Raw genomic sequence first — 21,857 nt, 5'->3', positions numbered from 1 at the left:
GCCATGCGTGTCGCGCTGCTGGCCGCCGCCGTGATCGCCATGACGGCCGCCGCGCCGGCATTAGCGCAGGTCGCGGTCGAGATCGTGGCGCTGCCGGCCCCGGCCGGGTTGGCGCGGTTGCTGCGCCCGGCCGGCGTGACGCCCCCGCCTCTCGTCATCCTGCTGCCGGAAGGCGCCGGCGACGACGGGCGCGACGAAGCCTATGCGGACGCCCTTCTGGCGCGCGGCATCGCGACACTGACCCTCGGGCTCGGCGAGGGTGACGAGGTGAGTGGCACCGGGCTCGATGCGGGCACGCGGCCGGGGGCGGCGGCCGCGGCGCCGGGCTGGGCAGATCGGGCAGGCTTCGATCGCGCCGCCATCGGCTTGGTGGGCTTCGGCCTCGGCGGGCGCCGCGCGTTGGCCGAGGCGGCCGGCAGGCCGGTCGTCGCGTTGTATCCGCGCTGCCACGACCTGCCGTGGCCGGCGACCGGGCTGGTACTGATCCTGCAAGGCGCGCTGGACGCGGCGGGCTGCGGGGCGCTGGCCGAGCGGCCCGGCATCTCGCTGCGGCTTCTGCCAGATGCCGGTCATGGCTGGGACGTGCCGGCCGGGTCGCGGCCAGGTGCGCCTGCCCTGCTGCCCGATCCGGCGGGGGGCGAACGCCTCCCTGCCGTCCACGATCCTGAGGCGACCGGCATGGCGGCGGCGCTGCTCGCCGATTGGCTGTCCCTGCGGCTGCGCGCTCCATGATGCACCCGGCGCCGGATTGGATGGCGATGGAACGGGCCGGGCGGCGGGCCGCCTGGCGCGGGCTGGTGCGGGCAGCGCGGCGTGCCGTGGAGCGTTTTCTGGGTCGTCGGGCGAGGGCCGCGCCATGATCCCCCGCCCGCCGTCCGCCCTGGCGAGCGAGTGGCAGGTCGTCGCCGGCGCTTTCCTGGTGCTGATGACGGGGTTCGGCGCGATCTACTCCTACGCCGCCTTCGCCGAGGAGATCGCCGGCGCTTTCGGCGTCGATCGCCCCCACCTTGCCGCGGTCTTCGCGCTGAGCGGCGGGAGTTGCTTCCTGGTCAGCGCCGTCAGCGGCCCGCTCGGCGATCGCCTCGGCGCGCGGCCGATGGCGGCGATGGGCATGCTGCTGGTGAGCATGGGCCTGGTGCTCGCGGCGACGGCGCGCGGGCTGCCCGGCCTTTACCTGGGCTATGGGCTGCTGACAGGGGTGGGCACCGGCTTCGCCTATGTGCCGGCCATGGCGGCGGTGCAGCGGGGGTTCGCGGCACGCCGTGGCCTCGCCTCGGGCATCGCGGTCAGCGGCATCGGGATCGGCACGGCGCTGGTGCCGCCCGCGGCGGAACTGCTGGGGGCCTTCGGGGATTGGCGCCTGGCCTTCCTTGTTTCGGGCATCGCTGTGGCCATCGTCGGGGCGGCGGGCGCCATGCTGCTGCCGGGGGGAGGCGTTCTGCCGAGCGCCGGCGCGCGACGGCTGCCCGCGCGCGGGATGGTGCTCGCCTGGGTCGGCACGTTGCTCGTCTCGCTGCCCGCCATGCTACCGCATGCGGCGCTGGTGGGCTCGGCGCGCGATCTCGGGCTGCCGCGCGCGGAGGCGCTGGGGCTGCTGGGGCTGATCGGCATCGGCACCATCATCGGGCGCTTCGCGCTGGCTGCGGTGGCGGATGCGCTCGGCCGCAGCCGCGTCTTCGTCGCCTGCTGCGCCAGCATGGCGACGAGCCTGGCACTGTGGGTCGCGGCTGACGGGCTCTGGGCGCTGCGGGGCTTCGCGCTGATCTTCGGTGCGGCGCAGGGCGGCTTCGTCGCGCTGCTGCCGGTCTTCATAGCCGACCGCTTCGGCACCGCGGAGCTCGGAAGCGCGATGGGGGTGCTCTATACGAGCCGGGGCATTGCCTTGCTGGTGGCGCCGCCGGTGCTAATGGCGGCGATCGGCGCGAACGGGCTCGCGGTGCCGGTCCTGGTCTTTGGCGGGCTTGGCCTGCTGGGCACGATGGTGCTGGCGGTACGCGGGGATGGGATGGGCGTGCTGCGGCGCTGCCGCATCCGGATCGCCTGATGCGCGCGGCGATGATCGGAGATGGCCGATGGAGGATTGGCGGGCGCTGAACCTGGCGAATTGGGAGGAACGCACCGCGGTCCATCTGGGCCCAGGCGGCTACGAGCTGTCCTCGCACCGGGCCGGGCGGGGAAAGCTCGATGCGATCGTCGAGGCGGAGCTCGGGCCGGTTGTCGGCCAGCGCTTTTGAACCGCGCCGGGTTTGGCGGAGGCTCCAACCGTTGAGAGGATGGAGCGATGACGGCGAAGAAGACGGCGGCGAGCTACTCGCCTGAGGTTCGGGAGCGGTCGGTGCGGCTGGTGCTGGACGGCGCCGGGGAGCATGGCTCGCAATGGGCGGCGATCGGCTCGATCGCGGCGAAGATCGGCTGCACGGCGGAGACGCTGCGTCGCTGGGTCCGGCAGGCCGAGCGTGACCGCGGCAAGCGTGCCGGGCCCACGAGCGAGGATCGGGATCGCATCAAGGCGCTGGAGCGGGAGAACCGCGAGCTGCGCCAGGCGAACGAGATCCTGCGCAAGGCATCAGCGTATTTTGCCCTGGCGGAGCTCGACCGCCGGTCGAAGCCATGATCGCCTTCATCGACGATCATCGGGGCGTGTACGGGGTCGAGTCGATCTGCCGGGTTCTGCCGATCGCCCCGTCCACCTACCACGCCCATGCCGCGCGCCGCGCCGATCCCACTCTGGGCTCGGCCAGGTCGCAGCGGGACAGCATGCTGCGGGCGGAGGTGCGGCGGGTCCACGCCGAGAACTTCGGCGTCTACGGCGTGCGGAAGGTCTGGCGCCAGCTCGGCCGCGAGGGGACGTCGGTCGCCCGCTGCACGGTGGCGCGGCTGATGCGCCAGATGGGCCTGCGCGGCGTGGTGCGTGGCAAGGAGACCAGGACGACGGTGCCCGACAAGGGCGCGCCATGCCCGGCCGACCGGGTAAACCGGCAGTTCCTGGCGCCGCGGCCGAACCTGCTCTGGGTGTCGGACTTCACCTACGTCGCGACCTGGCAGGGCTTCGTCTACGTCGCCTTCGTCATCGACACCTTCGCGCGGCGGATCGTCGGCTGGCGGGTGTCGCGCACCTCCCATGCTGGCTTCGTCCTGGATGCCCTGGAGCAGGCGCTGCATGACCGGCGGCCTGTCCAGGGCATGGGGCTGATCCATCACAGCGATCGCGGGGTCCAATACGTGTCTATCCGCTACACCGAGCGCCTGGCGGAAGCGGGCATCGAGCCGTCGGTCGGCAGCGTCGGCGACAGCTACGACAACGCGCTGGCCGAGAGCGTCATCGGCCTGTTCAAGACCGAGGTCATTCGGCGCCGCGGCCCGTGGCGCAGCCTGGAGGGCGTCGAGTTCGCCACCCTCGAATGGGTGGACTGGTTCAACAACCGCCGCCTCCTCGAGCCGATCGGAAACATCCCGCCCGCCGAGGCGGAGGCGCACTACTATGCCGCCCAGGAGGCCATAGCCCTGGCGGCCTGACTCACGCCAAACAGCCTCCGCCAAACCCGGCGCGGTTCAATCCAGCAGGCGAGCCCGGACGTGGAGCAGCTCGCCCGCAACGACATGGCCCTGGTGCTGGCTGAGACGCTGGACCGCGCGGCCATCGCCGGCAGCGGCGCGGGCGCCGAGCCGCGGGGCATCCTCAACACCTCCGGTATCGGCGGTGTGTCGGCCGGCACCAACGGCGGCGCTCTGACCTTCGACCTGGTGGCCGACCTCCAGGGGCAGGTGGAGGATGCCAACGCGGACGGCGGCTCCATGGGCTTCCTGACCAACACCAGGGTCCGGCGCGCCGCGGCCAAGATGAAGGACGTGTCGGGCTTCCCGCTGGGCGTCCCGATGGTGTTCCAGGGCGCCACGCCCACCGTCACGAACAACGTGCCGTCCAACCTCACCAAGGGCACCGGCACCGGCCTCTCCGCCCTGATCTACGGCAACTGGTCGGACCTCCTCATCGGGGTGTGGTCGGAGCTGGATATCCTGGTGAACCCCTACGCGGCCGATGCCTACGCCAAGGGGAACGTGCAGATCAGGGCGATGATGACGGTGGACGTCGCCGTGCGTCACCCGGAGAGCTTCGCGGCCATCAAGGATATCATCGCGTGAGCGGCGCGGCGCGCTTCCCGGACGGGCTGGAGCGTCGCGCCGCCGCCGAGCTGCGCGCCGCCGGCCGCCGCCTGGAGGGCTACGCCGCGGTGTTCGCGGCCGAGGCCCACATCGGCGGCTTCACCGAGACGATCCGCACCGGCGCCTTCCGGGCGTCGCTGGCCGCCGGGGGCGACGTGCTCGCCCTGGTGGACCACGACCCCGGCCGGCTGCTGGCGCGCACCGCCTCGGGCACGCTGCGGCTCGCGGAGGACACCCGCGGGCTGCACTTCTCCCTGGACGTGCCGGATACTAGCCTGGGGCGCGACATCCTCGCCCTGGCCGAGCGGCGCGACCTGGGCGGCATGTCCTTCTCCTTCCGGGTGAAGGACGAGGCATGGCCCGCGGCCGACAAGCGCGAGCTGCGCGCGGTGGAGCTGCTGGAGGTGTCGGTGGTCCATGCCTGGCCCGCCTATGCCGCCACCACCGTCCAGGCCCGCAGCCGGGCCGCCCAGGGCAGCGCCGCCGCCGCCCGCGCCCGCTTCCTGGAGACGCTGTGATGGCCGGCCTGCTGTCCCGCCTGCTGGGCCGCGCGGAGAAGCGCGCCGTGCCCTTCTCCGACCCCTCCGGCTATGCCGCGGCCTTCGGCATCCGCCCCACCGCGAGCGGCGTCTATGTGAACGCCCGGCTGGCGGAGAACCTGTCCACCGTCTCGGCCTGCGTCGGCGCGATCAGCTCGACCATGGGCAGCCTGCCGGCCTACGTCTACCGGGTGACGCCCGGCGGGCGGGAGGAGGTGCCGTCGCATCCGGTGGCCCGCCTGATCCGCCGGCCGAACGCGCACCAGACCTGGCCCGACCTGATCGAGTGGCTGATGGCGCAGGTGCTGTTGCACGGCAACGCGGTGCTGGTGATCCAGCATGACGGCGCCGGGCGCATCACCGGCCTGCTGCCGATCCCCTGGGGCAAGCTCCAGCTCTACACCCTGCCGTCCGGACGGCTGGCCTACGACGTGGTGCAGGATGCCGGCGGCGTGCGGCGCTACCTGGCCGACGAGGTGTTCCACCTGCGCGACCGCAGCGACGACGGGCTGATCGGCCGCAGCCGGATCAGCCGCGCGCCGGAGGTGCTGGGCAGCGCCACCGCGCTCCAGGAGTGGACCGGCAGCCTGTGGCAAAACCAGGCGACGCCCTCCGGCTCGGTCACGCATCCCAAGACCCTGAGCGACGATGCAGTGCGACGTCTGCGGGCGCAGATCACAGACAGCATCACCGGCACGCGCAACGCCCGCCGGGTGCTGGTGCTGGAGGAGGGCATGGAATGGAAGGCCCTTTCCGTCAGCCCGGAGGACGCCGAGGTGCTGGCGTCGCGGCGCTTCACGGTGGAGGAGCTGTGCCGGCTGTTCCAGGTGCCGCCGCCCATCGTGCAGGACTACACGCACAACACCTTCACCAACTCGCAGCAGGCGGCGCTCTGGTTCGCGCAGTTCAGCCTCACGCCCTGGGCGCGCAAGATCGAGGCGGAGTTCTCCCGCTCCATCTTCGGCACCGGCTCCGACCTGACGCTGGAGGTGGACCTCTCCGGCCTCATGCGCGGCGACTACGAGGCGCGGTGGAAGGCGCACGAGATCGCCGTGCGCAACCAGATCCTCGACCCCAACGAGGTGCGCGAGGTGGAAGGCTGGAACCCGCGGCCGGCGACGGCGCAGCAGTCGGCGGCAGGGGAGGGGGCGCAGGGCTGATGGCGCAGATTCCGCTCCTGCCGCGGCTGCTGACCGAGGCCCTGGCCGCGGAGGCCCTGGGAATCTCGATCGACACCCTGCGACGTGAGCGGCGCCGTCAGCGCATCGGGTACACCATGATCGGTGGCCGGCCGCGGTACACCGACCGCCATCTTTCTGACTACATCGCAGCCAATGAGGTAGCAGCTTGCGCAGCAGGCGGACGGACCAGCCGGGGCGAATCGGGGAATACTGGCTCAGCCTCCGCCCCAACAGCACCCAATGGTGCCGGACCTGGTTCGACGCTGACGCGCGACAGACGCGCCGCGCATCTCTCGGCACTGACGATTTTGAGCAGGCCCAGCTTGCCCTCGCGCAATGGGTCACGGCCAATGTCGCCCTCCGGCAGCAGCAGCCCCGCGACGTGCCCCTCGCCACCGTCTTCGCCCGCTACTACGAGAAGCACGCCCAGCACATCGTCGGCGCCGGCAACCAGCGGGGGAACCTGCGGGTGATGCTGGAGACGCTGCCTATGGGCATCACGGTGGCCGAGCTGAATCTGGAGGCGCAGCAGACCGCCGTGGCGGCCCTGCGCAAGCGGTACGCCCCGGGCACGGTCAAGCGGATGCTGGGCGCGACCAAGGCCGCCGTGACCTGGGCGTGGAAGAACGGCGAGCTGGACCGGCAGATGCCCTTCCTCAGCCTACCGGAGGGGGAGGGGAGGGACCGCGTCCTTTCGATCGCCGAGCTGGCGGCCCTCTGGTCGGCCGAGATGCCCGACCACGTCCGCATGTTCCTGCTGCTGCTGATCGGTACCGCCGGCCGCCCGAAGGCGGTCCTGGAGCTGACACGGTTCCAGTGCGACCTCGACCGGAGGACGATCAACCTCAACCCGCCGGGCCGAGTGCAGACGAAGAAGCGCCGGCCGATCCTGCCCATGGCCGGCTTTCTGCGCCCCTGGATCGAGGCGGTACCGGCAGGGCCGCTGGTGGCCTACCGGGGGCAGGCGGTGAAGAAGATCAACGGCGCCTTCCAGGCGGCCCGGGACCTGGCCGGGCTGGACGCCGAGGTGGTGCCCTATGCCATCCGCCACACCATCGCGACGGAGATGCGCGCCCGCGGCGTGCCCGAGATGGAGCTGGCGGGGTTCCTGGGGCACCTGATGCCCAACATCCGAACGACCGGGAGGTACACCCATGTAGCGCCGGACCACCTCGCCCACGCCCGCCGGGCGGTGGAGGAGATCGCAAACGACATCGACCGGGCTGGGACCCGGCCGATGGTACTCAACAATTTGCGTGCTAGTTGCGTACCAGTGCCTCAGCGGACGGACTGCAATCCAACCGCTAAGCCTTTGCAGACTGGAGCAGCAGTGGCAACCGGAATCCAACCTGCTCTGGTGTTCGTGAGACGTGTCTCGCCAGCCGAGAGTGTTCGCCTAAGGTGACTGCACCAGACCTTGACCCCGGCTTTTGTGCTGCGCATCATTTGTGGAAGGGGCCTTCCGCGATCGCCCCGTGAGGCTTCGGCCCAAGCATCGCGTCCATGCTCCGGCGCCCCGCGCCGAAGGAGGACGCACGTGCCGAGCCCTGACATCATCACGCCGAGCCAGCTTGCCCGGCTTCTGGGAACGCCAGACGCGCCGATCATCCTGGACGTCCGCACCGACGAGGATTTCGCCCGAGACCCCCGCACCCTGCCGGGGGCGCTTCGCCGCGACTTCCGCTCCGTTGCCTCCTGGGCGGGCGATTTCGCTGGGCGCCCCCTGGCCATCATCTGCCAGCGCGGCCTCAAGCTGAGCCAGGGCGTGGCCGCCTGGCTTCGCCACGCGGGCAGCACCGCCGAGGCGCTGGAGGGCGGCTTCGAGGCCTGGGCGGCCGGCGGCGGTCTGCTCGTTCGGCCAGACCACGTTCCGCCGCGCGACCCCCAGGGCCGCACCGTCTGGGTCACGCGCGCCCGCCCCAAAATCGACCGCATCGCCTGCCCCTGGCTGATCCGCCGCTTCATTGATCCGGCCGCGGTGTTCCTCTTCGTCGCGCCGTCCGAGGTGCCTGCTGTAGCCGAGCGCTTCGGCGCCACGCCCTTCGACATCGACGGCGTGTTCTGGAGCCACCGCGGCGCGCTCTGCACCTTCGACGTCATGATCGAGGAGTTCGCCCTGGCCTCCGACCCGCTGCTGCGGCTGGCCACCATCGTGCGCGGCGCCGACACCGCACGGCACGACCTGGCGCCGGAGGCGGCGGGGCTGCTTGCCGCCTCGCTCGGCCTCTCGCGCATGTATCGGGAGGATCTGGCGCAGCTCAACGCCGCGATGGGCCTCTACGACGCCTTCTACCGCTGGGCGCGCGATGCCGCGACCGAGACCCACAACTGGCCCGCACCAGGGAGCAAGACATGACCCCCGACACCACCAACAAGGACGAGGCGACGCCCCGCACGCTGGCGGAGGCGCAACTGCCGTCCTTCGCGGAGGCATTGCGCGTCTGGTGGCGCATCGGCCTGCTGTCCTTCGGCGGCCCGGCTGGGCAAATCGCGCTGCTGCATCGCGAGGTGGTGGACCAGCGGCGCTGGGTCTCCGATGCGCGCTTCCTCCACGCGCTGAGCTTCTGCAACCTGCTGCCCGGCCCCGAGGCGCAGCAGCTCGCCACCTATCTCGGCTGGCTGCTGCATGGGGTGCGCGGCGGGCTGGCGGCCGGCACGCTGTTCATCTTGCCCGGCGCCGTGGTCATGCTCGGGCTGTCGGTGATCTACGTCACATTCGGCCAGGTGCCGGTCGTGGCCGCGCTGTTCTTCGGCCTGAAGGCAGCCGTGCTCGTGCTGGTGGTGGAGGCGTTGCTGCGCGTGGCGCGCCGCGCGCTCAAGACCAGGGCGGCCTGGGTCATGGCGGGCGCCGCCTTCCTGGCGCTGTTCGCCTTCGACGTGCCCTTCCCCTTCGTGGTGCTGGGCGCGGCGCTGGTCGGCTACTTGGCGCCCGGCGCCTTCCGCGCCAGCGACCACGGCAAGGCCAAGGACGGCCCGCCCGCCCTGCTGGACGCCGTGCTGGCCGCCGACCCCGGCCGCCCCGCGCGGATGGCCGCACAGGCCTGGCGTGCGGGCTGGGTGGCGGTGACGCTCTGGCTGCTGCCCACGGCGCTGCTCATGGTGGCCGTGGGGGGCGTCTTCGCCGACATCGCCTGGTTCTTCTCGGTGATGGCGGTGGTGACGGTGGGGGGCGCCTACGCCGTGCTGGCCTATGTCGCGCAGGAGGCGGTGCAGGGCTATGGCTGGCTGACCGCCGACCAGATGCTGGTCGGCCTCGGCTTGGCGGAGACCACGCCGGGGCCGCTGATCCTGGTGCTTCAGTTCGTGGGCTTCCTGGCGGGGCATGGCGCGGCGGGCATCCTCCACGGCGTGCTCGCCTCGGTGCTGGTGCTGTGGGTGACCTTCACGCCCTGCTTCGCCTGGATCTTCCTGGGCGCGCCCTTCGTCGAGCGGCTGCACGGCAACCGCAAGCTGACGGGCGCGCTCGCCGCGGTGACCGCCGCCGTCGTGGGCGTCATCCTGAACCTGGCAATGTGGTTCGCGCTGCGGGTGCTCTTTGCCGAGCTGCGCGAGGTGCGGTTCGGCCCTCTCTCGCTGGACGTCCCCATGCCCGGCAGCCTGGACGTGCTGGCGCTGGCCCTCGCCGCCCTGGCCGCGCTGTGCGTGTTCCGGCTGAAGCTCGGCCTCATCCGCACCCTGGGCGTGACGGCGGCGGTGGGGCTTGCCGCAAAGCTCGTCCTCGGGTGACGGGGGGCAGCCCCGTCCGGCGGATCCTGGTCGCGCGGGGCCTGCGGGACTTCGGCGATGGCCTGGTGGCGGTGCTGCTGCCGGCCTACCTTCTGGCGCTCGGCTTCGGCGCGGCCGAGGTGGGGGCGGTGGCGACGCTGGCCCTGCTCGGCTCGGCGCTGATGACGCTCGGCGTGGGGGTCGCGGGCGCGCGGCTGGACCCGCGCCTGCTGCTGATTCTGGCGGCGGGGTTGATGACGGCCAGCGGGCTGGGGTTTGCCCTGGCGTCGGGCTTCGCGGCCATCGCACTCATCGCGCTGGTGGGGACCATCAATCCCTCTGCCGGCAGTGTCAGCATCTTCGCGCCGCTGGAGCAGGCGATGCTCACCGCCGCGTCTCCCGATGCGCGGCGGACGGCGGTCTTCGCGCGCTACAGCCTGGTCGGCGCGCTGGCCGCCGCCTTCGGCGCCCTCACGGCGGGCGCGCCGGAGCTTCTGGCCCGCACCGGCGTCACGGAGATGGCGGCGCTGCGCTCGGCCTTCCTGCTCTATGCTCTCCTCGGTGCCGCTTGCTTCCTGACCTACCGAGGAATCCTGGCGCTGCCGAAGGCGGACCGCCGGGAACGCCATGCGCCGCTGGGCCCCTCGCGCGGCATCGTGGTGAAGCTCGCCGCCCTGTTCTGCGTGGACAGCTTCGCGGGTGGGCTTGCGGTGCAGGCGCTGCTGGCGCTTTGGCTGTTCGAGCGCTTCGATCTTTCGCTGGCGCAGGCCGGGCTGTTCTTCTTCTGGTCAGGGGTGCTGTCGGCCTTCTCCTTCCCGGTCGCCGCCTGGCTCGCGGGACGGATCGGGTTGATCAACACCATGGTCTACACGCATATCCCGTCGAGCTTGTGCCTGATCGCGGCGGTCCTCGTGCCGACGGTGGAGTGGGCGCTCGGCCTGCTGTTGGCGCGAGCGGCGTTGTCGCAGATGGACGTGCCGACACGCACCTCCTACGTCATGGCCGTCGTTACACCGGCCGAGCGGACGGCGGCGGCGAGCTTCACCGCGGTGCCGCGCAGCCTCGCAGCGGCGGCCGGGCCTGCGATTGCAGGCGCCATCATCGTGGCAGGCTACCCGACCGCGCCCTTCATCCTCTGCGGCGTGCTCAAGATCGCCTACGACCTGGTCTTGCTCTGGGCTTTCCGGCACATCAAGCCACCGGAGGAGCGCCAGACCGGCGACGCCCCAAGGGTGGGCTGCCAATAAGTGATTTGTGCCGGGCGTGGTATGAATTTGAATATGCGGTCGCTATCGATGATCGCTCAGCTCCCGCGCGGCTGCCGGGCACGGCTTCCCGTGCCCGGCTGGGCGCGCCCGTTGCGGCGAACTCTTCGGTCCTTACTTGAGACGCCGCCGTAGAGCCGCCCCCAGGCTGTCCACGACCACCACGCAGGCCAGGATGGTGATGAGGATGGCAGCCACCTGGTCATAGGCGATCAGGCGCAGCGCCGCGATGAGCTCGAAGCCGATGCCACCCGCCCCCACGATGCCCAGCACGGTCGAGGCGCGGAAGTGATATTCCCAGCGGTAGATCGTGATGTCCGCGAGCTGCGGCAGCACCTGGGGCAGCACAGCGTGCATGATGACTTGTAGGCGCGTCGCACCGGCCGCGCGCGCCGCCTCCAGGGGCTTGGGGTCCACATGCTCGATTGCCTCGGCGTAGAACTTGCCGACCATGCCGACCGAGTGCAGCGCCAGCGCCAGCACGCCCGGCAGCGCGCCGAAGCCCACCGCTGCCACGAAGATGATGCCGAGGATCAGTTCCGGCACCGAGCGTAGGAAGGAGAGCACCAGCCGCGTGACGTGCCCCAGCGCCGGGTGCACCGTGGTGTTGGGCGCGGCGAGCAACGCCAGCGGCAGCGAGATGATCACGGCCAGCAGCGTGCCCGCGATGGACATGGCCAGCGTATCGAGCAGCGGACGCACCCATGACTGCCAGCGCGAGAAATCCGGCGGGATCATCTCCGAGCCGAGCTGCGCAAGCGCCGGGATGCCCTCGGCGAAGCGCTGCGCGTCGAAGAAACCCGTGATGGCGAGCGCCACGACGCAGATCGCCAGCACGCCCACCACCAGCAGCGCCTGGCGGCGCCCGTCGGCACGCTCGGCCGCCAGGATGCCCTGTTGCATGGTCCCCGACATCAGCTCATCCGACCGAGATCGAGGTTCAGGATGCGCGCCGTCTCGCGCAGCACGTCGTAGGCGGCGTCATTGGTGGCGGCGAAGCCTTCGACGCGGAAATTGCGCAGCAGTGCAGGGTCGCGCAGGTTCAGGAAGGCGTCGCGGATGGCCTGCTTCAGGTCGGGCGCCAGGTTGCCCTGCATCACCATCGGGTAGTTGGGGATGGGGTCGGAGAAGGCGACGTCCACCAGCCGCTCGCGCTGGATGACATTCCGTGCCAGCAGCGAATGGAAAATCAGCTCCGACAGCGCGCCGACCGGGGCGCGGCCCGACTGCACGGTGCGGGCCACCGCGTCATGCGTGCCGACATGCACCACGCGGAAGTCGCGCTCGCCCACCAGGCCGGTGCGGCGCAGGATGGTGGCGCGCGGCACCAGGTGCGAGGAGGTGGAGGCCTGGTCGCCGAAGGCCATCGGGTGGCCGCGCACATCCTCCAGCTTCTTCACCGGACCGTCGGCGGTTGCGATGATGATGGAGCGATAGGTGGGCGAGCCGCGCTCGACACCCACGGCGAAGGGCTCGATGCCCTCGGCGCGGGACTTCGCCAGCACGTAGGAGAACGGCCCGAAATACGCGATCTCGATGCGGCCGAAGCGCATCGCCTCGATCATGGAGGAGTAGTCGGTCGTCACCACCACCTGCACGTCACGGCCCAGCGCCTGCATCAGATGCGTGCGCAGCGGCTGCGCGTTCTGGATGATGGTGGAGGCGTTCTCGTCTGGCAGCAGCGCCATGCGCAGGCGAGTGGGGTTCTGCGCCTGGGCATGGGCCTGGGTCGCGGCCAGCGCCGGCAGCAGCAGCGGTGCGGCGAGCAGGGAGCGGCGGTTCATGGCGTGGTCTCCAAGATGCGGGTGGCATGTACGGGGGTGGGCGCGGTGCCGCCGTAGATGCGGCGGATCGCTGCCTCATCGAGATCCTTGGGCGGTCCGTCGAACACAACGCGCCCGCCACCGATGCCGATGATGCGGTCGGCGAACTGGCGGGCGAGGTCGACCTGGTGCAGCGAGACGATGGCGGAGAGCCCGTCCTGCCGGCAGATGTCGTGCAGCAGGGCCAGCACGCGCTCGGAGGTGGCGGGGTCGAGCGAGGCCACGGGCTCGTCGGCCAGGATCAGGTTGGGCGCCTGGGCGAGTGCGCGCGCGATGCCCACGCGCTGCTGCTGCCCGCCGGAGAGCTGGTCGGCGCGGCGCAGCGCAAATTCCAGCAGGCCCACGCGCTCCAGCGCGTCCAGTGCGAGGTGCTTCTCGGCGGGCGAAAGCGGCAGCAGGCTGCGCAGGGTCGAGTGGTGGCCCAGGCGGCCGGTTAACACATTGGCGAAGGCGGTCAGCCGGCCGATCAACTGGTGTTGCTGGAACACCATGCCGGTGGAGCGGCGGTGCTCACGCCAGCCGCGCGTGCCGCGCACCACGCCAAGGCGGCTCGTCTCCACATGGCCCTCGCTGAGAGGCACAAGGCCGTTGAGGCTGCGCAGCAAGGTGGATTTCCCGGCGCCCGAAGGGCCGAGCAGCACGGTGAACGCCCCTTCGGCAAAGTCGAGGCTCGTGGCATGCAGGGCGCGGGTGCCATTTGGATAGACGACGCCAGCGGCGATCAGTCGTAGCGCAACAGCGCGGTCTCTTTGATCATTCATTTGCAACTCCACGCTTGTTTGATAATTTAATGGCCGTATAACCCGGCCACGACGGCTATCGGAGTGACGTCTCGATGAAACCCGCCCCGCCACCTCGCATCCTCGCGACGCAGCCACTGCACGAGCGCGTCCTCGCGCGCCTGCGGGGCTTTGCCACCGTCGAGATGAACCCGGGCCCCGAGCCCTGGCCGGTCGTGGAGCTGCGCGCCCGCGCCGCCGAGGCAGACGGGCTGCTCGCCTTCATGACGGACCATGTGGACGAGGCCTTCCTCGCCGCCTGTCCGCGGCTGCGCATGATTGGCTGTGCGCTGAAGGGGGCCGACAACTTCGACCTTGCCGCTTGTGAGCGCCGTGGCGTGGTCGTCTCCGTCGTGCCGGACCTGCTGACCGCGCCTACGGCCGAGCTTGCGGTCGGGCTGCTCATCGGCCTCGGCCGGCATGTGCGCGTAGGTGATGCGCTGGTGCGCGGCGGCGGCTTCGCGGGCTGGCGGCCGATTCTCTACGGAGCCGGGCTCGAAGACGCGACAGTTGGGCTGCTGGGCTTCGGTCGAGTGGGCCAGGCTGTGGCTGCGCGGTTGCAGGGCTTCGGCTGCCGGATCCTTGGCCATGACGCGGGCGCCCCGGCCCCGCCGGGTGTGACCGCTGCGCCGATCGAGGAATTGCTGCCAGTGGCCGATGCGCTGGTGCTGGGCCTGCCGCTGACGCCCGCCACCCACCACATCCTCGACGCGAGGCGCTTGGCGTTGCTGCCGGCCCACGCGCTCGTGGTGAACGTGGCGCGTGGCTCGCTGGTGGACGAGGCGGCGGTGGCGACGGCCCTCGAAGCCGGGCGCCTCGGCGGATACGCGGCCGACGTCTTCGCCATGGAGGACTGGGCCCTTCCGGACCGCCCGCGCGAGATCCCGCCTGCGCTGCTCGCGCACCCACGCACGTTGTTCACGCCGCATCTCGGCTCGGCCGTCGCACAGGTGCGTGAGGCGATCGAGATGGCGGCCGCGGAATCGCTGGCCTCCTTCTTCGCCGGCGCGCCGGTGCCGGGTCTGATCGGAAGGGCGGCATGATGCTCGACCTCGGCCTGCTGAACAGCTTTGTCGCGGTCGTCGAAGATGGGGGCTTCCGCGCTGCGGCGCGGCGTTTGGGCGTGTCGCAGCCGTTGCTGACCCAGCGCCTACACCGGTTGGAGGAGGAACTCGGTGTGCCGCTCATCCAGCGCAGCCGCCGAGGCGGTGCCCCGACGCCACAGGGGCAGCGCTTGCTGCCGCATGCCCGCCGCCTTGTGGAAGGCGCTCGCCAAGCTGCGAGCCTGTTCGCATCGCGTCCGCTGGTCATCGGCTCGGCGCGCAATCCGGGCCTTTACCTACTTCCGCCACTGCTGCGTGCAGAAGAGGAACTGCGCCTCGGCTCCAACCCAGAGACACTCGAGTTGTTGGCGGCTGGCGAGACGGACATCGCTTTCACCGAATGGTGGGACGGACGACCAGGCTTCGAGGCGCTGCCGTGGCGGGAGGAGCCAGTCATCGGCATCGTGCCGCCAGGCCACCGCTATGCGGGCACGGAACCGATACCGCTGGAGATCTTCCTGGCCGAGCCGTTGATCGGCGGAGAACCCGGCACCGGCATGGGCCGGGTGCTGGCCGAGGCCTTGGGCAGCGCGGCGCCCCCGATGCGCGTGGCCCGGGCGATGGGCAGCACTGAGGGCGTGAAGCGAGCGGTGGCGGCGGGGCTTGGCGTCTCGGTGCTGCTGGAATGTGCGGCGCGCGACGAGTTGGCGGCGGGCTCACTGGTCAGGGTCGCCCTTGCGGGCCCGGCAATGCGCCGACAGATCTGGGCAGTGCTTCCCGCCGATTTGCCGCGGCGCGCGCCGGCGCGGCTGTTCTATGAGCGCGTGCGCGAGCTGGGATAGATCTTTCGGAGGCAGCGCGCCCGGGCTTGAACCATTGCCTATCGCGGAGGCTCCGTCCCTATGGGTTCCTGCGGATACTGCGGCGACCGTTTCGTCCTCAGGCTACTTCAACAGTGAGGCCCGCGGCCTTCCACTCCGGGAACCCGTCCTCGAGGCGTCGGGCCTGGAACCCTGAGCCGCGCAGTGCGTCAACAGCGTCGAACGACAACACGCAGTACGGTCCGCGGCAGTAGGCGACGATCTCCTTGTCGTGTGGCAACGCGGCCATAGCCCGATTGAGCGAGGCGAGAGGCACGTTGAGGGCGCCCGGAAGGTGACCGGCCGCGAATTCATCCTCCGGACGCACGTCAAGCACGACGACGTCGCCCGCCTTCAGGCGGCCGACCAAATCCTGCCGCGTCACGGCTTCGAGGCTGTCGCGGGCGGAGAAGTAGGTCGCGACGATCTGCTGCACCTCCGCGATGTTCCGTTCCGCGACGTGGCGCAGCGCAGTCATCAGTGCCAGCACCGCCTCATCCTTCAAGCGATAGACGACGTGCTTGCCCTCCCGCCTCGTCTCGACGAGACCGGCGCGGCGGAGGTGCTGCAGGTGCTGTGAGGTGTTGGCAAAGGGCTGGCCCGATCGCGCAGCCAGGCCTTCGACCGTGCGCTCACCCTGGCCAAGGAGTTCCAGCAGGTCGAGCCGATGTTCATGGCCGAGGGCACGCGCCACGGCGGCGAACTGGGCCAGAAGGCGCTGCTTGGGGGAAGCGTCACTGCTTGACACGGATGCGGTCTCATTCCTACGTTCAATGGTATTATTGAATGATGAGCGGTCGCCATGGCCGCGTCAACCAGGATCGGCCGCAATGGACAGCCTGCTCGCGAACGAGCCCCTCATCCGCCTGGCGGTCTTTGTCGGTGTGCTGGCCTTGATGGCCGGCCTGGAGGCCTTCTTTCCGCGCCGGCAGCGCGCAGCGGGACGCTGGCTGCGCTGGCCGAACAACCTCGGCGTCGTCGTGGTGGACAGCCTAATCGTGCGCATCCTCTTCCCGACCGCCGCCGTCGGCATCGCCCTCGCCATGGAGGGCCGCGGGGTGGGGCTGCTGCCCTGGCTCGGCATGCCGCAGCCGCTCGCGGTCGTGTTCGCCATCGTGGTTCTCGACTTCGCCATCTACCTCCAGCACGTGATGTTCCACGCGGTGCCGCTGCTCTGGCGGCTGCACCGAATGCATCACGCCGATCTGGATTTCGACGTGACGACGGGCCTGCGCTTCCACCCGGTCGAGATCGTGCTCTCCATGGTCATCAAGCTGATGGTGGTGGTCGCCCTCGGCGCACCGGCGGTCGCGGTTCTGATCTTCGAGGTACTGCTGAACGCCACCGCGATGTTCAACCACGCCAATCTCCGCCTGCCTGGCTGGCTCGACCGAGCACTGCGCCTGGTGCTGGTCACGCCTGACATGCATCGCGTGCACCACTCGGTGGTCCCGCGCGAGACGAACAGCAATTTCGGCTTCAACCTGGCGGTCTGGGACCGGATCTTCGGCACCTACCGCGCCCAGCCCGCAGCCGGGCACGACGCCATGACCATTGGCATCCAGCAGTTCCGCGACCCGCGCGAGCTCCGCCTCGACCGCATGCTGACCCAGCCGTTGCGGGAGGATGATCGCGCCTATCCGCTCGGCCGGCGCGAGCGCGCCTGATGTCGGCGCCCCAGCGGCCGTTGTCCCGCTGGCTGCTGGCAGCGGTGCTGGCGGCGGCGGTCGCGGCAACCTTCCTGGTGCGTGACCGGCTGGACCTCACGGCGCTGGAGAGCGCGGTGCGCAGCTTCGGCGTCTGGGGCGCGGTCGGCTTCGTGGTGATCTTCGCGGCGGCAACGGTGCTGTTCCTGCCCGGTTCGGTGTTCGGCCTGGCCGGCGGCGCACTGTTCGGACCGGTGCTTGGCACGGTGATCAACCTCGCGGGCGGAACGCTCGGCGCAACGCTGGCCTTCCTGGTGGCCCGCCATCTTGCCGGCGACTGGGTGGCACGACGCGCCGGCGGGCGGCTCAAGAAGGTCGTCGACGGGGTCGAGGCAGAGGGCTGGCGTTTCGTCGCGCTGGTCCGGCTGGTGCCGGCGGTGCCCTTCAATCTCGCCAATTACGCGCTGGGCCTGACGCGCATCTCGCTCGGCCAGTATCTGCTGGCGACCGCCATCAGCATGATCCCGGGCACGGCGGCCTATGCCTGGCTCGGCCATGCCGGGCGCGGAGCGCTTTCGGGCGACGACGCGGCGGCGTTGCGCTATGGGCTGCTCGGCCTCGCTGTGCTCGCTGCCATTGCCTTCCTGCCACGGCTACTGCGTCGCATGCGTCGGGCTGCTCCGGCCGCGGAGCCAATGGCCTGGACCGATGTCGATGCCCTGTCGCAGGTGCTCGCCGCATCCGGCGCGCCGAGGGTGATCGATGTGCGCGGAGCTGACGAGTTCACCGGCCCGCTCGGCCACATCGCGCGCGCCGCCAACATCCCGGTGGAAGCGCTGGTGGCGAACCCGGCTCTGGCCGGCACGGGCGCGGTGGTGCTGGTCTGCTTGACCGATCGCCGCTCCGCCCGCGCGGCCGAGGCGCTGGTCGCCGCCGGGCATCAAGATGTCGCCGTGCTGCGGGGCGGCATGAAGGCCTGGGCCGCCGCGGGCCTACCCGTGACCCACGACGCGTCGATTGCCAGCGCAACACTGAAGGAGGCGCCCACATGAAGATGCTGTTCATCGTCAACGATCCGCCCTACGGCACCGAGCGCTGCTACAACGCTTTGCGGCTGGCCGGCGCACTGCTCAAGCGCGATCCCGCGACCGAGGTGACGGTCTTCCTGATGGCCGATGCCGTCGGCGCCGCGCGGCGGGGCCAAAAGGTGCCGGAGGGCTACTACAGCCTCGAGCGCATGCTGAAGCGCGTCATCGTGGGCAAGGGTCGCGTGCTGCTGTGCGGCACCTGCATGGATGCCCGCGGGATGACCGACGAGGACGTCATGGAAGGCGCCGCCCGCAGCACCATGGATGCCCTGGCGGAAGCGACAGCCGAGGCCGACAAGGTGCTGGTGTTCTGACCATCACGCGGGAAGCGCCGACGCCGACCGGCCCCGAGGCCTATCGCGCCTGGCGCGCCTCCCCGCTCGGACGCATCACGGATGCCTGCGAGGCGGCGGCGCTTCGGCCGATGATCGGCGACGTGGTCGGGCTCGACAGTCTCGACATTGGCTGCGGCGACGGGCTGCTCGCGGTGGAACTCGCCGCCGCTGGCGCGCGCGTGACCGGCATCGATCCGGACGCCGCCATGCTGCGCGCGGCGGCGGAGCGAACGGCCGGGCAGGACATCCGCTTCGTGCAGGGCCGCATCGAGGCGCTGCCCTTCCCCGACGCCTCTTTCGACCTGCTCACGGCCGTCACCGTGCTGTGCTTCGTCAAGGACGAGGCGACGGCCTGGCGTGAGATGGCGCGCGTATTGCGCCCCGGCGGGCGGCTGGTGATCGGCGAGCTCGGACGCTGGAGTCTGTGGGCGCTGCGCCGGCGCATCCGCGGCTGGATCGGATCGCGGCTCTGGCGCAGCGCGGCCTTCCACTCGGCCAGCCAGTTGCGCCGCGCGGCGGCAGCCGCCAGCCTGGTGATCGACGACGTCCGGGGGGCGGTCTTCCACCCGCCGAACGCCGCGATGGCGCGACTGATCTCCGGGTTCGATGCGCAGCTCGGCCGTGTGACGACCTTCGGGGCGGCGTTCATCGCCCTGCACGTCCATAAGCCCGCCCGGCCGGCTTCCGGCTGAACCGACACTCACGAGGAGCCGCCATGACCACGACGCACCAAACCCGCAACGTGCTGCTGCTCGCCTCGGCCCAGGCTCTGTTCCAGACCGCATCCGTGCTGGTGATGACGGTCGCTGCGCTGGCCGCGACGTACCTCGCCCCTGCGCCATGGCTCGTCACCGCGCCAATCGCGGCGATGTTCCTCGGCACGGCCGCGGCGACCTTTCCGGCCTCGATGCTGATGGCGCGGCGCGGCCGCCGATATGGATTCCTCATAGGTGCGGCACTCGGCGTCCTCGGCGGGCTCTGCGGCGCCGCCGGCATCTGGACCGGGTCGCTCGTGCTGCTCGGTTTCGGTACACTGCTGATCGGCGCCTATCAGGGCTTCGCCCAATTCTACCGCTTTGCCGCGGCCGAAGTGGCCGATGCCGCCTTCCGGCCGCGTGCCATTTCCTACGTGCTCGCCGGCGGCGTCTTCGCCGCGATCGTCGGGCCGGAGCTCGGGCGGCATGGCGGTCCGCTGCTGGAGCCGGAATTCACCGGGTCATTCCGGCTGCTCTCGGTCGTCAGCCTGCTTGCTATGGGAATTCTGCTCGGCCTGCGCATGCCGGCGGCACCGCCCGCGGCCGCAGTAGCAGGGGCAGCGACGCCACGCCCGCTTGGCAGCATCGTTCGCCAGCCATCCTACCTCGTGGCGCTGTTCGGTGCGGCGACCGGGTATGGTGTGATGATCCTTGCCATGACGGCAACGCCGCTCGCCATGATCCACCACGAGCACGGCATCGCGGACGCGGCGCGAGTGATCCAGGCGCACACACTCGGCATGTTCCTGCCCTCCTTCTTCACGGGGTCATTGATCGCGCGCTTCGGGGTGCTGCGGATCATGTTGACCGGGGTGGTGGTGCTCTGCGCGCATGTCGGCATGACGCTGACGGGGACGGGCTTCCACAGTTTCACCGCGGCGCTGGTGCTGCTCGGCGTGGGGTGGAACTTCCTCTATATCGGCGGCACGACGCTGCTGACCGAAACCTACACCCAGGCGGAGCGGGCGCGGGCACAGGCCGCGAACGACCTGACGATCTTCGCGGTGGGCCTCGCCTCCTCGCTCGCTGCCGGCGCGATGCTCGATCGGCTCGGATGGCAGATGCTGAACATCGTGCTTCTGCCTTGGCTTACGCTCGCGGCCGCGGCGATCGTGGCGCTTGGCCTGGTACGGCGTCGCCGGCTTCGGGCGACTGCCTGAACGGGCGTGCCCGACCCACGAAGCCTGCCGGAGATGTGCGGGATGATTACTCACAAGTACTTGGTGATGGCCTTGAAGTCATCGATAGGCCCGCGGTCGGCGCGCGGGATCGCGCCGACGACGTGGTCCAAGCAATGGTCGAGATGGTCGTGGATAAGGGTGCGTTTGGCTTTGGCGATGGCCGCTTCCACCGCGTGAAGTTGCTGCGCGATGTCCAGGCATGGCCGACCCGACTCGATCATCTCGACCACGCTGCGCAGATGGCCCTCGGCCCGCTTCAGCCGTTTGACGATTTCGGGGTGGGACCCGTGGGTATGGGGATCACTCATGAACCTGTCCTATCCCCCTGGTAGGGATAGCGTCAATCTGCTATCCGGTGCGAGTATCACAGGAGTGGGGTAGCCGCGCGGCATGAGGGGGTTTCGACACATCGTCAGGCTGCTGCTCGTGGCACTGCTTGTCTTCACCTTCGCACCGCCCCTCGCAGCGGTGACGATGCACGGTGCTGCCGACCACATCCACGCCACGGACGATCACGACCTGCCCGGGCCCCACGATGCCGCCGATCATGCGATCACAGACCATGTGCATGAGGCGGTGACCGTGCGTTCGACCTCCCTGGTGCCGCGATGGATGCCGCGTACCCGGCTCGCAATCCTGGGGCAGGAGGGCCTGACGCCAGGGCCAAACAGCAGGATGGAACGTCCGCCCCGCGGGCTCGGCTGAGCTGCCCGTGCCGCCGTCTTCGGACGATTCCTTCCTTATCTCAGCTGAGCGGTCTCACCTCATGAATCCCATCATCGCGGGCGCCGCGCGCCTGTCGCGAATTCCATGGCTATGCCTGTGCATCCTCGGCCTCACCCTGCTGGGTGCCACCACAGAGGCGCTCGCCCATGCCGTCGCCGAGGGTGACAAGGGCTACATCCAGGAGATCACCGGCGTTCACCTGCTGCCCTTCATCTATCTGGGCGCCAAGCACATGGTGACCGGCTACGACCACATCCTGTTCCTGTTCGGGGTGATCTTCTTCCTATACCGGCTGCAGCACATCGCCCTCTATGTGAGCCTGTTCGCGCTCGGCCATTCGACCACGATGCTGGCCGGCGTCTATTTCGGCATCGGGATCAACAGCTACCTGATCGATGCCATCATCGGCTTCTCGATCGTCTACAAGGCGCTCGATAATCTCGGCGCTTTCCAGCGCTGGCTCGGCTACCAGCCGAACACCAAACTGGCGACGCTGATCTTCGGCTTCTGCCACGGCTTCGGCCTGTCCTCGAAGATCCTCGACTACAACATCTCTCCCGATGGGCTGCTGCCGAACCTGCTGGCGTTCAACGTCGGCGTCGAGGTTGGGCAGTTGCTGGCGCTCGGCGCCATTCTCATCGCCATGGGCTTCTGGCGTCGCAGCCCAAGTTTCCTGCGCCACGCCTATACCGCCAACGTCGTCATGATGACCGCTGGGTTCGTGCTGATCGGCTATCAGCTCACCGGCTGGTTCGTCTCCTGAGGAA

General features: G+C 70.2%; 25 protein-coding genes and 1 other annotated feature. Of the genes, 20 read left to right on the top strand and 5 right to left on the bottom strand.

Annotated features, from left to right (window positions below; translation table 11 throughout):
* Positions 1-3: 3 nt before the first annotated feature.
* The 11 genes from LPC08_RS01060 to LPC08_RS01010 all read left to right on the top strand — a co-directional run bounded on the left by LPC08_RS01060 (position 4) and on the right by LPC08_RS01010 (position 10,836).
* Positions 4-732 carry a dienelactone hydrolase family protein gene (locus LPC08_RS01060; protein WP_230450887.1) on the top strand — a complete coding sequence of 243 codons (729 nt, stop codon included), beginning with the start codon at positions 4-6 and terminating at the stop codon, positions 730-732.
* 124 nt (positions 733-856) lie between these two features.
* A complete protein-coding gene (locus LPC08_RS01055) occupies positions 857-2,044 on the top strand; it encodes an MFS transporter (protein WP_230450886.1) in 1,188 nt (395 codons plus the stop codon).
* 28 nt (positions 2,045-2,072) lie between these two features.
* Positions 2,073-2,234, top strand: a complete 162-nt coding sequence (locus LPC08_RS01050) for a hypothetical protein (RefSeq protein ID WP_230450885.1) — start codon at positions 2,073-2,075, stop codon at positions 2,232-2,234.
* A gap of 47 nt (positions 2,235-2,281) precedes the next feature.
* A protein-coding gene (locus LPC08_RS01045; RefSeq protein WP_230450884.1) for an IS3 family transposase occupies positions 2,282-3,516 on the top strand; the annotation gives its coding sequence in 2 pieces (ribosomal slippage) (positions 2,282-2,576 and positions 2,576-3,516; 1,236 coding nt in all).
* Positions 2,569-2,685 (top strand) — a sequence feature (AL1L pseudoknot). It overlaps the preceding gene by 117 nt.
* A gap of 39 nt (positions 3,517-3,555) precedes the next feature.
* Positions 3,556-4,143, top strand: a complete 588-nt coding sequence (locus LPC08_RS01040; RefSeq protein ID WP_255702327.1) for a phage major capsid protein — start codon at positions 3,556-3,558, stop codon at positions 4,141-4,143.
* Positions 4,140-4,682, top strand: coding sequence for an HK97 family phage prohead protease (locus LPC08_RS01035; protein WP_230450882.1), 543 nt, complete (start codon positions 4,140-4,142; stop codon positions 4,680-4,682). The genes LPC08_RS01040 and LPC08_RS01035 overlap by 4 nt, the downstream gene beginning before the upstream one ends.
* Positions 4,682-5,863, top strand: coding sequence for a phage portal protein (locus tag LPC08_RS01030; RefSeq protein ID WP_230450881.1), 1,182 nt, complete (start codon positions 4,682-4,684; stop codon positions 5,861-5,863). Before LPC08_RS01035 ends, LPC08_RS01030 begins: the two co-directional genes overlap by 1 nt.
* 403 nt (positions 5,864-6,266) lie before the next feature.
* Positions 6,267-7,289 (top strand): tyrosine-type recombinase/integrase, encoded by a 1,023-nt coding sequence (locus tag LPC08_RS01025; protein ID WP_230450880.1) that lies wholly within the window; start codon positions 6,267-6,269, stop codon positions 7,287-7,289.
* 132 nt (positions 7,290-7,421) lie between these two features.
* Entirely contained in the window at positions 7,422-8,240 is an 819-nt protein-coding gene (locus LPC08_RS01020; protein ID WP_230450879.1) for a chromate resistance protein ChrB domain-containing protein, read from the top strand.
* Positions 8,237-9,610, top strand: a complete 1,374-nt coding sequence (gene chrA / locus LPC08_RS01015) for a chromate efflux transporter (protein ID WP_230450878.1) — start codon at positions 8,237-8,239, stop codon at positions 9,608-9,610. The genes LPC08_RS01020 and chrA overlap by 4 nt, the downstream gene beginning before the upstream one ends.
* Complete coding sequence (locus tag LPC08_RS01010; protein WP_230450877.1) at positions 9,607-10,836, top strand: MFS transporter; 1,230 nt, start codon at positions 9,607-9,609, stop codon at positions 10,834-10,836. Before chrA ends, LPC08_RS01010 begins: the two co-directional genes overlap by 4 nt.
* 132 nt (positions 10,837-10,968) lie before the next feature.
* On the opposite strand, the gene phnE is transcribed toward LPC08_RS01010, so the two are convergent.
* Genes phnE through phnC form a run of 3 tightly spaced genes read right to left on the bottom strand, consistent with a single transcriptional unit; the run spans position 10,969 to position 13,450 of the window.
* Entirely contained in the window at positions 10,969-11,769 is an 801-nt protein-coding gene (gene phnE, locus LPC08_RS01005) for a phosphonate ABC transporter, permease protein PhnE (protein WP_370643277.1), read from the bottom strand.
* Positions 11,769-12,638, bottom strand: coding sequence for a phosphate/phosphite/phosphonate ABC transporter substrate-binding protein (phnD, locus tag LPC08_RS01000; protein ID WP_230450876.1), 870 nt, complete (start codon positions 12,636-12,638; stop codon positions 11,769-11,771). The genes phnE and phnD overlap by 1 nt, the downstream gene beginning before the upstream one ends.
* Positions 12,635-13,450 carry a phosphonate ABC transporter ATP-binding protein gene (phnC, locus tag LPC08_RS00995; RefSeq protein WP_441295822.1) on the bottom strand — a complete coding sequence of 272 codons (816 nt, stop codon included), beginning with the start codon at positions 13,448-13,450 and terminating at the stop codon, positions 12,635-12,637. Before phnC ends, phnD begins: the two co-directional genes overlap by 4 nt.
* A 62-nt stretch (positions 13,451-13,512) precedes the next feature.
* Here phnC and LPC08_RS00990 point away from each other — a divergent pair, with 62 nt between their 5' ends.
* Both LPC08_RS00990 and LPC08_RS00985 read left to right on the top strand, forming a co-directional pair.
* Complete coding sequence (locus tag LPC08_RS00990) at positions 13,513-14,499, top strand: NAD(P)-dependent oxidoreductase (protein WP_230450875.1); 987 nt, start codon at positions 13,513-13,515, stop codon at positions 14,497-14,499.
* A complete protein-coding gene (locus LPC08_RS00985; RefSeq protein WP_230450874.1) occupies positions 14,496-15,341 on the top strand; it encodes a LysR family transcriptional regulator in 846 nt (281 codons plus the stop codon). Before LPC08_RS00990 ends, LPC08_RS00985 begins: the two co-directional genes overlap by 4 nt.
* A 97-nt stretch (positions 15,342-15,438) precedes the next feature.
* On the opposite strand, the gene LPC08_RS00980 is transcribed toward LPC08_RS00985, so the two are convergent.
* Positions 15,439-16,107 carry an ArsR/SmtB family transcription factor gene (locus LPC08_RS00980; RefSeq protein WP_230450873.1) on the bottom strand — a complete coding sequence of 223 codons (669 nt, stop codon included), beginning with the start codon at positions 16,105-16,107 and terminating at the stop codon, positions 15,439-15,441.
* An 82-nt stretch (positions 16,108-16,189) separates the two neighbouring features.
* Here LPC08_RS00980 and LPC08_RS00975 point away from each other — a divergent pair, with 82 nt between their 5' ends.
* The 5 genes from LPC08_RS00975 to LPC08_RS00955 all read left to right on the top strand — a co-directional run bounded on the left by LPC08_RS00975 (position 16,190) and on the right by LPC08_RS00955 (position 20,343).
* Positions 16,190-17,026, top strand: coding sequence for a sterol desaturase family protein (locus tag LPC08_RS00975; protein ID WP_230450872.1), 837 nt, complete (start codon positions 16,190-16,192; stop codon positions 17,024-17,026).
* Positions 17,026-18,057 carry a VTT domain-containing protein gene (locus LPC08_RS00970; protein ID WP_230450871.1) on the top strand — a complete coding sequence of 344 codons (1,032 nt, stop codon included), beginning with the start codon at positions 17,026-17,028 and terminating at the stop codon, positions 18,055-18,057. Before LPC08_RS00975 ends, LPC08_RS00970 begins: the two co-directional genes overlap by 1 nt.
* A complete protein-coding gene (locus tag LPC08_RS00965) occupies positions 18,054-18,407 on the top strand; it encodes a DsrE/DsrF/TusD sulfur relay family protein (protein WP_230450870.1) in 354 nt (117 codons plus the stop codon). Before LPC08_RS00970 ends, LPC08_RS00965 begins: the two co-directional genes overlap by 4 nt.
* A gap of 110 nt (positions 18,408-18,517) precedes the next feature.
* Positions 18,518-19,120 carry a class I SAM-dependent methyltransferase gene (locus LPC08_RS00960; protein ID WP_111472473.1) on the top strand — a complete coding sequence of 201 codons (603 nt, stop codon included), beginning with the start codon at positions 18,518-18,520 and terminating at the stop codon, positions 19,118-19,120.
* Between the two features lie 23 nt (positions 19,121-19,143).
* Positions 19,144-20,343, top strand: a complete 1,200-nt coding sequence (locus LPC08_RS00955; RefSeq protein WP_230450869.1) for an MFS transporter — start codon at positions 19,144-19,146, stop codon at positions 20,341-20,343.
* A 50-nt stretch (positions 20,344-20,393) separates the two neighbouring features.
* Here LPC08_RS00955 and LPC08_RS00950 read toward each other — a convergent pair whose 3' ends face one another.
* The gene (locus LPC08_RS00950; RefSeq protein WP_111472471.1) at positions 20,394-20,672 is read right to left on the bottom strand and encodes a metal-sensing transcriptional repressor; all 279 of its coding nucleotides are present in this window, start codon (positions 20,670-20,672) and stop codon (positions 20,394-20,396) included.
* Positions 20,673-20,790: 118 nt separating this feature from the next.
* Here LPC08_RS00950 and LPC08_RS00945 point away from each other — a divergent pair, with 118 nt between their 5' ends.
* Entirely contained in the window at positions 20,791-21,069 is a 279-nt protein-coding gene (locus LPC08_RS00945) for a hypothetical protein (protein WP_230450868.1), read from the top strand.
* A gap of 61 nt (positions 21,070-21,130) precedes the next feature.
* Positions 21,131-21,853 (top strand): HupE/UreJ family protein, encoded by a 723-nt coding sequence (locus LPC08_RS00940; protein ID WP_230450867.1) that lies wholly within the window; start codon positions 21,131-21,133, stop codon positions 21,851-21,853.
* Positions 21,854-21,857 lie beyond the last annotated feature (4 nt).

The sequence above is a fragment of the Roseomonas sp. OT10 genome (genome assembly GCF_020991085.1).
Taxonomy (GTDB): domain Bacteria; phylum Pseudomonadota; class Alphaproteobacteria; order Acetobacterales; family Acetobacteraceae; genus Roseomonas; species Roseomonas cutis.
This window is presented reverse-complemented; position numbering and strand designations above follow the sequence as displayed.

Excerpts from the sequence above, each read along its gene's own strand:
- LPC08_RS00940 (WP_230450867.1), top strand. The coding sequence starts at position 21,131 with ATGAATCCCATCATCGCGGGCGCCGCGCGCCTGTCGCGAATTCCATGG.
- LPC08_RS01060 (WP_230450887.1), top strand. The coding sequence starts at position 4 with ATGCGTGTCGCGCTGCTGGCCGCCGCCGTGATCGCCATGACGGCCGCC.
- LPC08_RS00950 (WP_111472471.1), bottom strand. The coding sequence starts at position 20,672 with ATGAGTGATCCCCATACCCACGGGTCCCACCCCGAAATCGTCAAACGG.
- phnE (WP_370643277.1), bottom strand. The coding sequence starts at position 11,769 with ATGTCGGGGACCATGCAACAGGGCATCCTGGCGGCCGAGCGTGCCGAC.
- LPC08_RS00955 (WP_230450869.1), top strand. The coding sequence starts at position 19,144 with ATGACCACGACGCACCAAACCCGCAACGTGCTGCTGCTCGCCTCGGCC.
- LPC08_RS00965 (WP_230450870.1), top strand. The coding sequence starts at position 18,054 with ATGAAGATGCTGTTCATCGTCAACGATCCGCCCTACGGCACCGAGCGC.
- LPC08_RS01055 (WP_230450886.1), top strand. The coding sequence starts at position 857 with ATGATCCCCCGCCCGCCGTCCGCCCTGGCGAGCGAGTGGCAGGTCGTC.
- LPC08_RS00975 (WP_230450872.1), top strand. The coding sequence starts at position 16,190 with ATGGACAGCCTGCTCGCGAACGAGCCCCTCATCCGCCTGGCGGTCTTT.
- chrA (WP_230450878.1), top strand. The coding sequence starts at position 8,237 with ATGACCCCCGACACCACCAACAAGGACGAGGCGACGCCCCGCACGCTG.
- LPC08_RS00970 (WP_230450871.1), top strand. The coding sequence starts at position 17,026 with ATGTCGGCGCCCCAGCGGCCGTTGTCCCGCTGGCTGCTGGCAGCGGTG.
- LPC08_RS01030 (WP_230450881.1), top strand. The coding sequence starts at position 4,682 with ATGGCCGGCCTGCTGTCCCGCCTGCTGGGCCGCGCGGAGAAGCGCGCC.
- phnD (WP_230450876.1), bottom strand. The coding sequence starts at position 12,638 with ATGAACCGCCGCTCCCTGCTCGCCGCACCGCTGCTGCTGCCGGCGCTG.
- LPC08_RS01050 (WP_230450885.1), top strand. The coding sequence starts at position 2,073 with ATGGAGGATTGGCGGGCGCTGAACCTGGCGAATTGGGAGGAACGCACC.
- LPC08_RS00990 (WP_230450875.1), top strand. The coding sequence starts at position 13,513 with ATGAAACCCGCCCCGCCACCTCGCATCCTCGCGACGCAGCCACTGCAC.
- LPC08_RS00985 (WP_230450874.1), top strand. The coding sequence starts at position 14,496 with ATGATGCTCGACCTCGGCCTGCTGAACAGCTTTGTCGCGGTCGTCGAA.
- LPC08_RS00960 (WP_111472473.1), top strand. The coding sequence starts at position 18,518 with ATGATCGGCGACGTGGTCGGGCTCGACAGTCTCGACATTGGCTGCGGC.